We start from the raw sequence: 14,906 nt of genomic DNA, 5'->3' as shown, positions 1-14,906 counted from the left end.
CCGTTCATCCACCTCAGAACTCCGTTCATCCACCTCAGAACTCCGTTCATCCACCTCAGAACTCCGTTCATCCACCTCAGAACTCCGTTCATCCACCTCAGAACTCCGTTCATCCATCTCGGAACCTCAAACTTCCCAATCCCCAGTCCCTAATACTCAGTCTTGCACGCAGCGCTCTGACTCTTGTATGAGCAGTTTTTGTTTGCGCTCAATCCCCCAGTGATAACCACCAACACTGCCATCACTCCGCAGGACACGGTGACATGGTACAACCAGCGCTATCGGATTAGCTCCACAAGCATTACCCACCGCGCGGACTGCCTGGGGTTTGGCAATATCACGCGCAATATCAGTATAGGTACGGGTTTCGCCATAGGGAATTTTCTGTAATGCTTGCCAAACCTGTTTCTGAAATGCTGTCCCCTGGACATCAAGTGGCAAATCAAGATGTGCTTTACCTCCGGCAATAAAGTCGAGGATTGCCTGTATCCATTCCTTGTGTGTCTGGTCATCACGCATGATCTGCGCCTGGTGAAATTCCTTGATCAAAGTATGTTCAAGTTTGTCTGCTTCATCACCTAGTTTAACGGCACAGATACCCTTTTCTGTTGTTGCCACAAGCAAATATCCTAGTGGACATGGAGCGATCGCATAGACAATGCTGATTGTCTTTCCAGCTTGTTGGTAAGTCTTTGGTGTCATTCCCAGTTGCTTAGGTGCTTTCTCATAGAGTTGACTACTTGAACCATACCCCGTGTCGTAAACTGCATGAGCAATTTCCTCGCCTGACTGAAGATGCTGCTTCAATCGTTGGTTACGCAGCGCATCTGCATATTGAAAAGGGGATACGCCAATTATTTGCTTGAATATTCTTTGCAGATAGGTGGGACTCATTCCTACCTGAGAACATAGTTCTGAGAGAGTTGGGATGCGATCGACTTGTGCTTCAATAAATCGACATGCTGCTAAAACTTTGGACTTAGCCGGATTTGAAACTTTTTCAAATTGTGGCTGACATCGCTTACAAGGTCGAAAACCTGCAATTTCAGCCTCTTGTGCCGACTGGAAAAAACAAACTTGATTGCGATTCGGTCTGCGACTAGGGCAAATCGGTCGGCAATAAACGCCTGTAGAGCGAACACCGTAGAAAAGCTTGCCGTCAATTGTCGAATCTCGATTGAGAACTGCTTCCCAAAGAGTTTCTTTCAAAACTGGTGTCTGTTGTAATTGCATTTATGTCTCCTTGGATGTATTGCAAAGTATCCACTCGAAAATACCTATTTTTCGTTTTTGCTATTGGTAACTCTGTTTATTTTTTTAGATAAAACTAGATTAAATCTATTGATAAACTACTTTCTATCTGATTATTGCGATCAAAGTTGGCTATATCAGTTTTTTACAGCCTTTTTCATCTATTTAAACCACAATCCCTTGTAGGGGCGTACATCTGTGCGCCCCTACCCTATGGTTGAATTACCTGAAAATTACTGTAATCTGCCAATTAGCTGACAAAGTGTTCACTGCTCGATAAAACCGGGAACCTTAAATAGGTCAACACAGCGGAATTTTTATGAGTGGTGGTATTTACCTGATTCAAGATAATTGTCGATTAGTTGAAATGAAGGAAGAACCGTATGAATCAGAGGATGGGTTACAAAAGCTACTAGCTGACTATCCAAGTTTGTTAGCAGGAGAACAGATAGACAGTGCTGCACCTAGACGCTGGCTGTTAGTCTTACGGGAAATAGCAATACCAGATAGCGAAGACAGTGCTGGACGCTGGGCGCTCGATCATTTATTTCTCGACCAAGATGGAATTCCTACCATAGTAGAAGTTAAGCGCAGCAGCGATACCCGCATTCGGCGAGAAGTGGTTGGTCAGATGCTTGACTATGCAGCTAATGCAGTACTTTATTGGTCAATTGAGAAAATCCGCGCCCAGTTTGAAACTAATTCTAATGCTGAACAGTTACTAATAGATTTCCTCGGCAACGAAGAGGCTGATATAGAAAAGTTTTGGCAACAAGTCAAAGTCAACTTGCAATTAGGTAAAGTCCGTCTGGTATTTGTGGCTGATAAAATTCCTGCTGAACTTCAGCGGATAGTTGAGTTTTTAAATCAGCAAATGAATCCAACACAGGTGTTGGCAGTTGAGATTAAACAATATGTGGGTCAGGGTTTAAAGACTTTGGTTCCTAGAGTGATTGGTCATACTAAGAATCCTCCCACACCTCCCCCAGAGAAAAGACAATGGGATGCATCATCTTTCATAAAAGAAATTGAAACAAAATACAGCCCTGAAGCAGCTAAGGTTGCTAGCCTAATTCTGGAATGGTCAACTATTCAGACGTTACAGATTCAATGGGGTACAGGTAGAACTTCCGGATCTTTTGCTCCTAAAGTTAATCATCAGGGGAAGATTCGCACTTTTTTCCGAATTTGGACTAATGCCACTGTGGAGATTTTAGCTTACGAGCCACCATTTAATTTAGAAGAGAAGAAAGCAGAACTTCTCAATCGATTTAAGTCTTCGGTAGGGACATCAATTTCTGTTAATCCTTATTGCTGGTATATTCCATTTTCTGCTCTCAAGGATGAAATAGTTTTCCGGCGGTTTTTGGAAGCCCTAGCCTGGGCTATTCATCAAATTCAATCATCATGATATAGTACCATCATTATTGTCTTCAAAATAGCCTCGGTGTAAAATTATAAAAACTAATTTAAGACTAGTACAAAGCGGCGTAAATACAGCAAGCATTTAAAAACCCTAAAGAGCTTATTCCGTAAGACTTTTGACTTTTGACTTTTGACTTTTGACTTCCGCCTTGCGGTACTAGCAGCGTCTTTAAAAGTGTCGTTGGTCACTATTTATAACTAACTTTTTCTTCACTTTTTGCTCCCCGTGGTCAAATGGTTCACCCGATTGGGGGAATGCGATCGCCTCATCAGGAACTACTCTGAAATAAGGCGCTGTTTTTATTCTGTTATATCATGTCCGGTAAATTACTTGTGATTTCTGCGTGACCTATCAAGACCAGCCCCTCCCCTCCCCTACTAGAGCAGGGGAATCTCTAGCTTTAGCTAGAAGCGAGGTGAGGTTCTTTTATTATGGGCAATTCAGCGGACACGATAATTAGCGATTATGCCTACAGAATCAAAACTGTTAAGTTGATTATTTTGGCTTTTAATTGTACATCAAGAGCTTGCTATCAAAGGGTCAAAGAGTGGATGAAACCGTTGTAACATCGCTGTATACACCAAATTGCCAGCAAGAGGCTATTAACTTGCTCTCAAAACTTGCTGTCAATTTACCAGGAATAATTTTCCAAGTTCTGCAACAGCAGGATGGTTCTGTGTTTGTCCCTTATGTTAGTTCTGGTTGTCAATATTTGTCTGAAATAGAACCAGAAGCCGTACAGGCAGACTTTCGGGTGGTATACAAACTGATTCATCCACAGGATATAAAAGCCTTTACAGAATCTATTGCTGTTTGTAGTACAAATCTTACACCTTGGCATTGGGAAGGGCGGATCATTACGCCTAGTGGCATTAAGTGGATTCAAGGGACTTCGCAACCCGAATTACAAGGTAATGGCGATTTCCTTTGGAATGGCTTGGTTATGGATATTACAGACCGAAAACTAGCCGAAGAAAAATTGCTTGAGAGTGAAGCGCGGTATAAAGCAATTTTAGATGCTATCCCCGATTTAATGTTTCGCATTAGCCGCGATGGCGAGTATCTAGATTTGAAAAGTGAGGGAGCAAATCTCACTCTTACCAGAGAAGAAATAGTTGGGAAACATGTGCAAGAGTTATTGCCTAGTGATGTTGCAACGATTAGCCTGGAAGCGATCGCTAAAACTTTAGATTCTGGAACTTTGCAAACTTGTGAATATCAGCTACCAACGCCTTTGGGAGTTAGAGATTATGAGGCGCGGTTGGTAGTGAGTGGTCAAGATGAGGTACTAGCAATTGTGCGAGATATCACAGATCGCAAACAAGCAGAAGTCAGCTTACAAAATCTTGCCCAAAAATTTGCTAAAGCTTTTAGTTGCAGCCCCGATTCAATTACGATTAGCACAATCCAAGAAGGACGCTTGGTTGAAGTTAACGACAGTTTTGTGGAACTCTCAGGTTATGAGCGAGATGAAGCGATTGGTAAAACTTCTTTTGAGTTGGATATTTGGGTACACGATCGCGATCGCCTGAAGTTGGTGCAGGAGTTGCAAGACACAGGAGTCGCTCGTAACTTGGAAGTTGAATTTCGGCAAAAGTCTGGCGAGATAATTACAGCACTGCTTTCAGCCGAAGTCATTGATTTGGATGGTATCCCGTGCATCCTAGCAGTGCATCACGACATTACAGAACGCAAACAGGTAGAAGCGCAATTACGCCTATCAGCACAACGCGATCGCTTGTTGGCAGAAACCCTAGTGCGAATTCGGTCTTCGCTTAACTTAGAGCAAATTCTCCAAACCACCGTGACGGAAGTCAGGCAATTTCTGCAAGCAGATCGAGTTTTCATTAGTTTAAATAATGCTAATTTAGGAGTCAGAACTCTTGCCGAATCAGTAGATCCTAAATACCCATCAGTCTCAGGTTGGTCTACTAATGATGAAGCTTATCTACAAGAAGTAAGAAACTTACTAAAAGATAATCTTGTACGTGTCTTTGAAGACATAACGCAAATGGCAGTATCTCCCAAAGTAAGAGCGCACTGTCGAAAATTCCAAACGAAGGCTAGCTTGGCTGTACCAATTATGCTAGGCAACGAATTATTTGGGGCGTTAATTGCCAATCAATGCTCAGGTTCGCGTCATTGGCAGCCAATAGAAATTGATTTGTTACAGCAGATGTCAGAACAGGTAGCGATCGCCATTCAGCAAAGCCAGATATGCCAAAAACTAGCAGAACTTAACACTAATTTAGAACACCAAGTAGAAGAACGGACAGCACAGTTGCAGCAGAAAATGCAAGAAGTTGAAAAATTGCATCGCGTCAAAGATGTTGTTTTACATACGGTTGCCCACGATTTACGAACTTCGGCAATGGGTAACTTGATGGTGTTAAAGAATTTGTTAAATCAGGGAGTGGGGGGAGCAGAGGGGCAGAGGAGCAGAGGAGCAGGGGAGCAGGGGAGCAGGGGAGAAATTACAGCAAGTCTTTCCCCTCTGCCCCCCATCCCCTCTGCCCCTCTGCCTCTTTCCCATGCTCCCTGCCCCTCTGCCTCTTCCCAATCCCCAATTCCAGTATCTCGCTCAATAATCGAGCGGATGATTCAAGGCAACGATCGCCAACTGACAATGATTAACTCATTGCTAGAAATTAATTCTTGTGAACAACAGGGTATTCACATCAAACTCGAACCTGTGCAATTTAGCACCCTACTGGGAGAAATGTTCGCCCAGTTTGAACCCATGCTGACACAAAATCAAGCGACTCTAAAGAATTTGGTTCCCGCAGATTTACCGTTAGTAATGGCAGATACGACTCGGTTGCAGAAAGTTTTGGCAAATTTAGTAACACATAGTTTGCAAAATAATCCACCAGGATTAAATTTTCTTCTGAGTGCCACTGTTGAGGCAGGAATGATTCGCACTCAGATTCAAGATAACGGTGTGGGAATGAGTAAACTAGAGTGCGATCGCCTCTTCGATTTGCATGTCCGTGATCCCCAAGACTGTTGTTCCACAAGCATTGGCTTAAAAATGTATCTTTGTCGGAAAGTTATTAAGGCACATGGCGGCGAAATCGGTGTTATTAGTAACCGCAAGCGCGGGTTAACTTTCTGGTTTACATTACCTTTAGCAACTTCATCCGCAACAAATCGCCCATAAATCACCAAAAAATGAGAGGGTGTTATTTATGGCAATGTTGAGTAAGGGAAACACCCTCAAGGTATGGGCAAAGTTGCTCGGATGCTAATGGCTACTCCATTTACAACAGTGCAAAGCTGGTGGAGAAAAACCTTTTCTGCACCAAGAACAGATGAAACCACTACTTTTTACAGAACTTGGCGTAACCGTTTTTTGTGGCAGAGATTACGTTTATGGTTATGGCTGGCGCTGATCTGTCTGTTGTCTTTTACTTTGCGAGACATTTATGGCTTGTTTTTCCCTTTTCAAGAGTTGGAAAATCTGCCAGAAGTACTTAGAACTCAACGCCTTGTAATCAATATTGCAATGCTCCTGAGTATACTGATCTGCTTTGCTTTACATAAAACTAAATTAGGTCGTGAGCGTCCAGATTTATTATTTTTGGGGTCTTCTTGGTCAATTAGTTTAGCATCACAGTTGTTTGCAACTCTTAGAGGTTTCGCACTACCCGATACCATCGGGTGGTCACTGCTGTTCTTGAGCCAAGCTGTGTTGATGCCTGTCTGCTGGATTATTCACTTACTGACTCAAGTGAGTGTGCTGGTTTACTATTTTGGTGTGAATACGGCACTTGGGCTAAAAACACCAATCCCCCAACACCCAGAAATATATAATGTAACGTTCATTTTATACATTTTTTGGTTTTGTATTATATGTGATATTGGTGTTTATCTATACGATCGCCTGCAACGTTCTGAGTTTTACGCCCGTCAAGAACTGGAATCTGCCTACCAAAAGCTCAAGGTTGCAGAAGCTAAATATCGCAGCATTTTTGAAAACGCTGTTGAAGGGATCTTTCAAAGCAGTCCTGATGGACGTTACATTACGGCAAATCCTGCTTTAGCACGCATTTATGGCTACTCTTTCGCGGAAGAGGTGACAGCAAATTTCACTGATATAGAACATCAACTGTATATTGATCCGAACCGCCGGGCAGAATTTGTGCGCCTGATGGAAAAGGATGGCAGCGTTTCTGAGTTTGAGTCCCAAATTTATCGCCGAGACGGGAGTATTGTCTGGATTTCGGAAAAAGCCTACGCAGTGCTTGACGAACAAGGAAAACTGCTTTATTACGAAGGTTTGATTGAAGACATTACCCAGCGCAAACAAACTGAAGAAGAACTACGAGTATTTTTCCATGCAGTTTCCCACGACTTACGCAACCCAGTGCTGGGTACTTTAATGGTGCTGAAAAATTTGCTTGCGCGTCCAGAGGATAATATTTCGATTTCCCGCTCCATTTTAGAGCGGATGATTCAAAGTAGCGATCGCCAACTGAACTTAATTAATTCGTTGATGGAAGCTCATATTAGTGAGGTACGAGGTGTTTTTTTACAACTTCAAGACGTACAATTACTGGCAGTCGTCGAAGCTGCGATCGCCGATTTAGAGCCATTGCTAGAGCAAAATCAAGCCAAGCTGATAAATCTGGTGTCCGCAGATTTGCCCTTAGTGAATGCTGATCCCACGCAACTATGGCGAGTTTTTTCTAACTTAATTGTTAATGCTCTGAAACATAATCCCCCTGGATTGGTCTTGACAATCAACGCTATCCCTAAGGATGACAAAATTTATTGTACTGTTAGTGATAACGGCGTGGGAATTAGTCAACAACAAAGCGATCGGCTTTTTGACCTTTACTTTCGGGGTGCAAGTATCCGTAATTCTGTAAGTTTGGGATTGGGCTTGTATTTATGTAAGCAAATCATCAATGCTCACGGCGGCGAAATTGGTATGAATAGTGGATTGGATGCAGGGGCAACTTTCTGGTTTACCTTACCTATTAGCTGATACCAATTCTCCATGAAGATGCACTTAATATTTATTAAACGAACCGCAAAGTAGAGGCAGCGCGGTCTTGGGGGTTTCCCCCCATGAGCGACTGCCGTCACAAAGCAGAAGATCAGTAGAGCAATTAATTGTTAAGTGCAAGCTTACAGAGAATTGGTATGTTCCCGTAATATTTGCACTAGAGTACCGTTTTTGATGTCCCATAGCTTAATTGTTTGGTCTTCGTACCCACTTGCTAGATAGTCGCTATCTGGACTCACAGCCAGGGATAATACACTATTGGTATGTCCTTTGAATGTTTTCGTGCAGTGTCCTATCTGAATATTCCATAGTTTGGTGGCGTGGTCATCACCACCACTGACCAATTGTTGCTCATTGGGATGATAAGCAACCGTCCAAACGCGGCTGCTATGACCGAGAAAGGTTTTTAGGCCATTTCCGCTAGCTACATGTCATAATTTCACTGTGCGGTCAAAACTGCTGCTAGCCAACTGCTGACCGTTGGGACTAAATGCGATCGCTGTTACTGTCTGTCGATGTCCGCGTAAGGTTTGAAGACATTCTTGGGTTTTAACATCCCAAAGTTTGATGGTATTATCACAGCTGCTAGCGAGTAACTGACCATCTGGACTAAATGCCACTGAGCGTAACCAGCGATCGTGTGCTTGCCAGACGCAAAGCCAATTTCCGGTAGCAACATCCCACAAGCGAATTGTATAATCTTCGCTACAACTGGCAAGAATTTGACCATTAGGGTGAAAAGCGATCGCCCACACTCGACCTTCATGACCAACTAAAGTCTGAACTTCTGGGTTAAGCTTTTCTGATGCAACCTGCCACAAACGAATAGTAAATCTTGACCGTAACTTGCGAGAATATTACCTTCAGGACTAAAAGCAACAGCATTAACTGAGTATGTATGTCCTTTGTATGTGTGCAGACATTGCCCAGTTTCCACATCCCATAACTTCACTAGATAATCATTAGCAGCACTGGCCAGATACCGTCCGTCTGGACTAAAAGTTACAGCCCATGTCCAATGTTGGTGTCCTCGACAACGAATTAGTTGTTTGCCTGTGCAACTATCCCAAATTTGAATTTCGCCTTTGGTATCACTGGTAGCTAAATACTGTCCATCTGGGCTAAAAGTAACACTGAGTACACCGCCAACAGTTTCAGCAAAGACGGTTTCGCTAATATTGACGGCAGTAAAATTAGTATTGTGCAATCTAGCGTTAGCTAAGTAAGCTTGGCGAATAGCCAGATGAGAAAAGTCAAAGCCATTCAAGTCGGTTTGCAAGTGAGAGAATAGATTCAGCAGATTGCCCCCTGCATAGCCTGTTTGCGCTGCTGTTTGGTGTCGCAATTGGGCTAAAATTTGGCAAAGGTGCTGCTCAAGTTGGGCTTGTGTATCGAAGTAGGTTAAAAGTCGCTCCACTAATAGGTGCAAAATGAATTGAATTTGTGCTTCGCGCCCGTAGTCTTGAGTTTGGGCTTTAATTAAGGCATGAGTTTTGAATAAGTTGAGTTTGCCTGTAGTAATCTCCCGCTCAATAGTTTGGATAAATTGTTCTGTAACATATTCCATAATTACAGGTTGTTGCGTTAAACCTGTCACTTTTGTTTCCACGAAAGAGCGCCCCTTGAGTGACTCCAAGGCTTCCAAGAGTTCTCGCCAAGATACTTGCGGTAATATTTCGGTTTGTAACTTCGCTGGCGTTACTCCTTCTCGGTTAATCGCTAGCCAGTACATAATCTGCTGTTGCAGAGGCGATAAACGCTTGAACTGTTGCTTGAGTAAGTCCCACAAATCGCTAAAAACGGTATTACCTTGTGCCAAGAATGCTTGTGTATCACCACAAAATATATCTTGAATAGCTGTTGCGGCAATTTTGAGGGCGAGTGGGTTCCCACCAAAGTAGTTCACCAGGGTTTGATGTTGAGGTGTTGTATCTAACCCTTTGGCAATCAGTATTTGCTGACCTTCTATTACTGAGAGTCCTGATAATGAGAGCGATCGCACAGGTAAATTTTTTCCCGATCGCACCGCAATTTTACCTGGTTTTTCTCGTCCGGTGACAATCAGACAACTTTGGTGGGGTTCATCGCAGATCCGCTCAAATAACTGTTGGTATGCTTCAAATCCTTGTTGGTACTGTCCCCCCCGGTTCCCACTTTGTAAAATTGACTCGACCTTATCAAAAACTAACAAACAACGCTTTTGCTGTAACTGTTGCATCAAAATACTAATTGAACTATCGATTGTTGCCTTTGAACCCATCAAAATCGGCAAAATCTCGCTTAGTAAAGTATTTAGTGGCAGTGCTTGCTGTAAACTACGCCAAATCACATATTCAAACTGGGACTGAATTTGTTGAGCAAGTTTCACCGAGAGAGTAGTTTTCCCAATCCCACCGAGTCCAAAAATCCCGACGAAACGACAATGCTCATTTTCAATCCATGTTGCTAAAGTTTGCAGTTCTGCTTGGCGACCATAAAATCGAGAAACATCGATGGCTTCTCCCCAATCTTGCGTACTGCTTTGGGATTGCTGATAGCGATGCAGAACGGCTTGGATATTTTTTTTAGAGACTTCTTCACCAATGACTTGGGAAAGCGATCGCCACAACTGCGAACCAACCTGTTTAATATAGTCGTAATCATAACTTAGCTTTTCCGCAATTTCGCTATAAGTGCGTCCAAGCCAACTTTCGAGAAAGACTACAGATCGAACATCATTTAGTCCTTGCTCCCAGATAGTAGAGCGTAAAATAGCATCGACTATTTTGAGTGCCTCTTCTCCCGTCATCGTTCAGCAAGATCCACGTATCGTTTAAGTCTTTAAATTTTTCTGTTATTGGTGGGAAGATTATGGCAAAATTTACAATTATTTACACTATCTAGTCACTTTTTATTACCGACAGAGCGTTCAGGTTTCAGTTTTGATTAAGTTAAGGCAAAGCAAAAGTTGCTAAGTTGCTAACATCTGTTTGGAGTCTAGTTACAAAATAATAAGAAGTTGAGGTTTAAATATGAAAAAATTTATCTGGTTTTTGCCAGTATTGGCAGTTATAGCAACATCGCTACCAAGTTCCGATGCTGTCTGGAAATATCTTTTCTTCTTGCGCCTGCCTATTTTGATGGGTTTATTCCTTCTGCTTCTTCCTAAACTTGCCAAGGATTGGCTGCCAGCCATGTTGAAAAATCTATTTGTCCTTCGCAGCAAGTGGCAACTGGCAGTCGTAATTGTGAGCGCAATTGGAGCCGGAACATCAGTAATTTCAGTTGCAGCCATCATTCTGGATAACGCACCAGCTCGCTTTGCTGTACCACCAACAATAGAAATTTCGGAATTTTGGCAATATGGAATAGCTATTGCCTTAAGTTTATATATTTGCATTATCGCCTTTGATCTCTCCCAAGAGAAGCTGAACAACAAGGAAAGACGGTGGGGAGCATTTGTAGGTGCGGTATTGGGAATTGGGCTACTATTTGTTATTAGTTTTATCAGAGACTGGTTAAGCTCAAACACTTTCTTAAAAAAGATACTTGCTGATATCGTTTCTTTCGTAGGGAAATATAATACATTTGGTTATATTAATCCTCAAACAGGTGAATTGAGTGCGGGACATCTGACAGCAATTGCTTATCTTCTAATTGGAGTATTTATCTATATTACGGTTGGTTTACGTTTTAAGCCAAAATCAGAAACAAATCGACCTGAAGCGCCGGCACTCCTATATGTGCTACTTATTATATCGATGGTGACACTTTTCTATGGAGGTGCAACATTCTATTTTGATTACTTTCGGATTCCTGTACTAATTTTATTTATTGCTTTCTCAGCTATTAGCTATATTGCATTTGATGTTAATCACTTTTTTCCAGTCAATCAGTTCAAGGATAGTGAAGATAAAAAGAGAGGTGATAGGGATTCAACTAATTTCCAAGAAGTGCTAGAAAAGCGTCTCCAACATCAAGATGGAGAACGAACTTTAGTGATTATTTGTGCTAGTGGAGGTGGAATTCAAGCAGCAGGATGGACAGTGCAAGTGTTAAGTGGTCTCCAGGAATTATTAGGAGAGTCATTTACCAAAGCAATTGGCTTGATTAGTGCTGTCTCAGGCGGTTCAGTAGGGACAATGTACTATCTAGATCACTTTAATAAAGATGGTTTTTTAGAAGAGAGCGAACATGAAAAATCTAAAAAAACCACTAGTTTTTATGCTGCTACTAGAGATAGTTTAGATGCCGTTGGTTGGGGTTTTGTTTATTTGGACTTATGGCGATTCATCGGATTTCCATTTCTTGTTCGTCCAGAGTTTGATCGTGGTACAGCAGTTGAGATAGATTGGCAGGGTGAAATGAAGGATCCGAAAAAGATAAAAACCTTTGGAACCTGGCGAAAACAGATTTTTGATGGCGAAATTCCTATTCCTGTATTCAATGCCACTTTAGTCGAAAATGGCTGGCGATTTCTGATGACTCCAGTAACATTTGGGCAGGCTCCTGAGAAAAAGTATATAGACTTTAATACTCTTTATAAAGCCTATGATATGAATGTTGTAACGGCTGCAAGACTATCAGCAACTTTTCCCTATGTCTCTCCTATCTGTCGCAGCTATGTAAACATCCCACATCAGCAGAATTATCACGTTGCTGATGGGGGCTATTTCGATAATTCTGGCTTTGTAACGGCAGCCGAATGGCTAGATGAACAGCTTAATGAATGGTCAAAAACTGAAAATAGTTTAAATGTAAAACGAGTCCTTATATTGCAAATCAATCCTTTTCCTAAATCTGATTCAACAGAAAACGTGCAGGGAGAAAACGTGCAGGGGAATGGAGGCTGGTTTATGGCGACTATAGGGCCATTACTGGCAATGTTCAAGGTACGCGATTCGGTTTTAGCATCTCGAAATGCAAAGGAAGCAGATTTGCTGGCCAAAAAATGGGAGAACAAGGTAGATATTCAATACTTTCCCATTTTCTTCCCCTCGGAATCTGAAATACATGCAAAATTTCTTGCATCTGAATTTTACAAAGATGGTCGGTATCATCCGCCTTTATCCTGGAAGTTAACTGATAGAGAGAAGCAAGCTATTCAAGATGGTTGGACGGTAATACAAACAACAGGAGAGAACAATATTCAAAAAATTAAACAACTGTGGCATGAAACCTGGAATATGCCAGATTCCACAGCCTGTACACCAGAAGATTAACGACTTGCTTCTCCTGTGGGTAGTTAAAAGCAAGGGTACGAGGGTCACTCAAAGGGTTACAGGTGAGAGGGAATGGAAAGGTGCTAATTGGTGTTCACACTAGAACCATAATGAAAAGCGGAAGTTCAGACGAAACTTTTATGCTGACGTTTACCCAACTCAAACCACCTAATCGCGATGCCACAGTCACTTTTACTCTGGCGCTGACAGCAGAAGAACGTACCCGCAGTCGTCATCGCTTTGAAACGGCAGATGATAAGGTTGTGTTTTTACATTTACCCAGAGGAACTGTCTTACACAATGGCGATATTCTGCAAGAAGAAACCCATAGCAGTTTAGTCAGAATTATTGCCAAACCAGAACTAGTGCTGACTGCCTTTGCCCAAACACCACTTTTATTACTAAGGGCGGCATACCATCTAGGAAATCGCCATGTACCTGTAGAAATTACTCCGACTTATTTGCGCTTGTCCTCAGATGCGGTTTTACGCACAATGTTGGAACAATTGGGGTTAGAAGTTAAAGAAGAAATTTTACCGTTTCAGCCAGAATTGGGAGCTTATGGACAACACCCTCATGCTCACTGATAGCCATCTTTTAAGTATTTTGCAGCTAGCTAGCCCCGCTTTGCCTGTGGGAGCATATAGCTATTCTGAAGGCTTGGAAATACTGGTGGAAAATGGTACGATCGCTAACCAGACACATCTCAAAGATTGGTTAAAAGCAGAGTTACTCTCCGGGGCAATTCGACTAGAGGCGGCAGTGATGGTACGATCGCAGCAAGCTGCAAAAACGGGTGATATAGCGTCGCTATGCCGTTGGAATCTGTGGTTATCCGCTGCTAGGGAAACAGAAGAGTTACGTGCTTCTAGTTGGCAGATGGGGCGATCGCTCATCCAATTACTTGGTAAACTAGAACCGCAGATTGTGCCTACTGCTAATGCTGTAGGTAATCCTTGCAATTATGCGATCGCTTTTGGCATTGCTGTTGCCCATTGGCAAATCAGTATCAAAGCCGCATTACTCGGATATCTCCATAGTTGGGCAAGTAATTTGATTACTGCTGGCGTCAAACTTATCCCCCTTGGACAAACAGCAGGACAGCAGTTATTGCTAGATTTACAACCATTATTTAGCACTGCGGCATTAGAAATTTTAGCGTTGGAGGATGATCAACTCGCCTGTTGTAGTTGGGGTTTGTCGCTGGCGAGTATGCAGCATGAAACGCAGTATACAAGGTTGTTTAGGAGTTAGGAGTAGAGACGCGATTAATCGCGTCTGTACAGGAGTTAGAAAAATGGGGAGTCTCTTGGAAATTGAAAATGAGCCTTTGAGGCTGACAAATAACTTATGAATGCATTTCGAGTGGGGGTTGCTGGCCCCGTGGGTTCAGGGAAGACGGCTTTGGTAGATGCTTTGTGTAAGGGATTGCGTGAGCAGTATCAGATTGCGGTGGTGACGAATGATATTTATACTCAAGAGGATGCTCAGTTTTTAGTGCGTTCTCAGGCGTTGGCAAGCGATCGCATTTTGGGTGTAGAGACTGGTGGTTGTCCTCATACTGCTATCCGCGAAGATGCTTCGATGAATTTGGCGGCAATTGAACAGTTAGAAGAACGTTTTATCGATTTGGATTTGGTATTTTTGGAAAGTGGCGGTGATAATTTGGCTGCTACTTTTAGTCCAGAATTGGTGGATTTAACGATTTACGTCATTGATGTTGCAGCTGGTGATAAAATTCCCCGCAAAGGTGGCCCCGGCATTACTAAGTCTGATTTATTGGTAATTAACAAAACTGACCTTGCACCCTACGTTGGTGCAGATTTAAGTGTGATGGAACGAGATGCTAAAAAAATGCGCGGCGAGAAACCTTTTATTTTTACTAATTTGAAAACTCAGTCTGGACTTGCAGATGTAATTAACTTTGTTTGCACAAATATCTGTTAAAAAAGAAAATGATCATGAGGCAGCCAGGGCGAATGGAATTCGCGGATATACAAACAGAGCTTTCCCGCGT

At 42.4% G+C, this 14,906-nt stretch carries 11 protein-coding genes; 7 read left to right on the top strand and 4 right to left on the bottom strand.

The genetic code is table 11. The annotated features are described in order from the left end of the window. Window positions 1–156: 156 nt before the first annotated feature. Window positions 157–1,233, bottom strand: coding sequence for a bifunctional DNA-binding transcriptional regulator/O6-methylguanine-DNA methyltransferase Ada (gene ada, locus V7K49_RS12555; protein ID WP_335205758.1), 1,077 nt, complete (start codon window positions 1,231–1,233; stop codon window positions 157–159). Between the two features lie 337 nt (window positions 1,234–1,570). Here ada and V7K49_RS12550 point away from each other — a divergent pair, with 337 nt between their 5' ends. From V7K49_RS12550 to V7K49_RS12540, 3 genes are all read left to right on the top strand, one after another. After that, window positions 1,571–2,662, top strand: a complete 1,092-nt coding sequence (locus V7K49_RS12550) for a hypothetical protein (RefSeq protein ID WP_335205756.1) — start codon at window positions 1,571–1,573, stop codon at window positions 2,660–2,662. Window positions 2,663–3,620: 958 nt separating this feature from the next. Then, window positions 3,621–5,837: a sensor histidine kinase gene (locus tag V7K49_RS12545; protein ID WP_442948665.1), complete on the top strand. Its 2,217-nt coding sequence runs from the start codon at window positions 3,621–3,623 to the stop codon at window positions 5,835–5,837. A 63-nt stretch (window positions 5,838–5,900) separates the two neighbouring features. Then, the gene (locus V7K49_RS12540) at window positions 5,901–7,667 is read left to right on the top strand and encodes a sensor histidine kinase (protein ID WP_335205754.1); all 1,767 of its coding nucleotides are present in this window, start codon (window positions 5,901–5,903) and stop codon (window positions 7,665–7,667) included. Between the two features lie 143 nt (window positions 7,668–7,810). Here the strand turns inward: V7K49_RS12540 and V7K49_RS12535 are convergent, their stop codons facing one another. The 3 genes from V7K49_RS12535 to V7K49_RS12525 all read right to left on the bottom strand — a co-directional run bounded on the left by V7K49_RS12535 (window position 7,811) and on the right by V7K49_RS12525 (window position 10,476). Further along, window positions 7,811–8,032 carry a WD40 repeat domain-containing protein gene (locus tag V7K49_RS12535; protein WP_335205753.1) on the bottom strand — a complete coding sequence of 74 codons (222 nt, stop codon included), beginning with the start codon at window positions 8,030–8,032 and terminating at the stop codon, window positions 7,811–7,813. 87 nt (window positions 8,033–8,119) lie between these two features. Next, entirely contained in the window at window positions 8,120–8,509 is a 390-nt protein-coding gene (locus V7K49_RS12530) for a WD40 repeat domain-containing protein (protein ID WP_335205752.1), read from the bottom strand. Then, window positions 8,461–10,476, bottom strand: coding sequence for an NB-ARC domain-containing protein (locus tag V7K49_RS12525; RefSeq protein ID WP_335205751.1), 2,016 nt, complete (start codon window positions 10,474–10,476; stop codon window positions 8,461–8,463). The genes V7K49_RS12530 and V7K49_RS12525 overlap by 49 nt, the downstream gene beginning before the upstream one ends. Window positions 10,477–10,699: 223 nt before the next feature. Between V7K49_RS12525 and V7K49_RS12520 the strand changes: the two genes are divergently transcribed. From V7K49_RS12520 to ureG, 4 genes are all read left to right on the top strand, one after another. Next, window positions 10,700–12,889 carry a patatin-like phospholipase family protein gene (locus V7K49_RS12520; protein WP_335205750.1) on the top strand — a complete coding sequence of 730 codons (2,190 nt, stop codon included), beginning with the start codon at window positions 10,700–10,702 and terminating at the stop codon, window positions 12,887–12,889. Between the two features lie 140 nt (window positions 12,890–13,029). After that, window positions 13,030–13,476 (top strand): urease accessory protein UreE, encoded by a 447-nt coding sequence (gene ureE / locus V7K49_RS12515; protein WP_335205763.1) that lies wholly within the window; start codon window positions 13,030–13,032, stop codon window positions 13,474–13,476. Beyond that, window positions 13,451–14,143 carry an urease accessory protein UreF gene (locus tag V7K49_RS12510; protein ID WP_335205749.1) on the top strand — a complete coding sequence of 231 codons (693 nt, stop codon included), beginning with the start codon at window positions 13,451–13,453 and terminating at the stop codon, window positions 14,141–14,143. Before ureE ends, V7K49_RS12510 begins: the two co-directional genes overlap by 26 nt. A gap of 96 nt (window positions 14,144–14,239) precedes the next feature. Then, window positions 14,240–14,836: an urease accessory protein UreG gene (gene ureG / locus V7K49_RS12505; protein WP_152588379.1), complete on the top strand. Its 597-nt coding sequence runs from the start codon at window positions 14,240–14,242 to the stop codon at window positions 14,834–14,836. The last annotated feature ends 70 nt before the right edge of the window (window positions 14,837–14,906 follow it).

This window comes from Nostoc sp. (assembly GCF_036919675.1).
In the GTDB taxonomy this organism is placed as follows: Bacteria; Cyanobacteriota; Cyanobacteriia; order Cyanobacteriales; family Nostocaceae; genus Nostoc.
Note: the sequence above shows the minus strand (reverse complement) of the source record. Positions and strands in the feature narration are given on the sequence as shown.

What these genes read in the sequence shown, in the direction of transcription:
- ada (WP_335205758.1), bottom strand. Translation starts at nt 1,233, where the DNA reads ATGCAATTACAACAGACACCAGTTTTGAAAGAAACTCTTTGGGAAGCA.
- V7K49_RS12550 (WP_335205756.1), top strand. Translation starts at nt 1,571, where the DNA reads ATGAGTGGTGGTATTTACCTGATTCAAGATAATTGTCGATTAGTTGAA.
- V7K49_RS12545 (WP_442948665.1), top strand. Translation starts at nt 3,621, where the DNA reads ATGGATATTACAGACCGAAAACTAGCCGAAGAAAAATTGCTTGAGAGT.
- V7K49_RS12540 (WP_335205754.1), top strand. Translation starts at nt 5,901, where the DNA reads ATGGGCAAAGTTGCTCGGATGCTAATGGCTACTCCATTTACAACAGTG.
- V7K49_RS12525 (WP_335205751.1), bottom strand. Translation starts at nt 10,476, where the DNA reads ATGACGGGAGAAGAGGCACTCAAAATAGTCGATGCTATTTTACGCTCT.
- V7K49_RS12520 (WP_335205750.1), top strand. Translation starts at nt 10,700, where the DNA reads ATGAAAAAATTTATCTGGTTTTTGCCAGTATTGGCAGTTATAGCAACA.
- ureE (WP_335205763.1), top strand. Translation starts at nt 13,030, where the DNA reads ATGCTGACGTTTACCCAACTCAAACCACCTAATCGCGATGCCACAGTC.
- V7K49_RS12510 (WP_335205749.1), top strand. Translation starts at nt 13,451, where the DNA reads ATGGACAACACCCTCATGCTCACTGATAGCCATCTTTTAAGTATTTTG.
- ureG (WP_152588379.1), top strand. Translation starts at nt 14,240, where the DNA reads ATGAATGCATTTCGAGTGGGGGTTGCTGGCCCCGTGGGTTCAGGGAAG.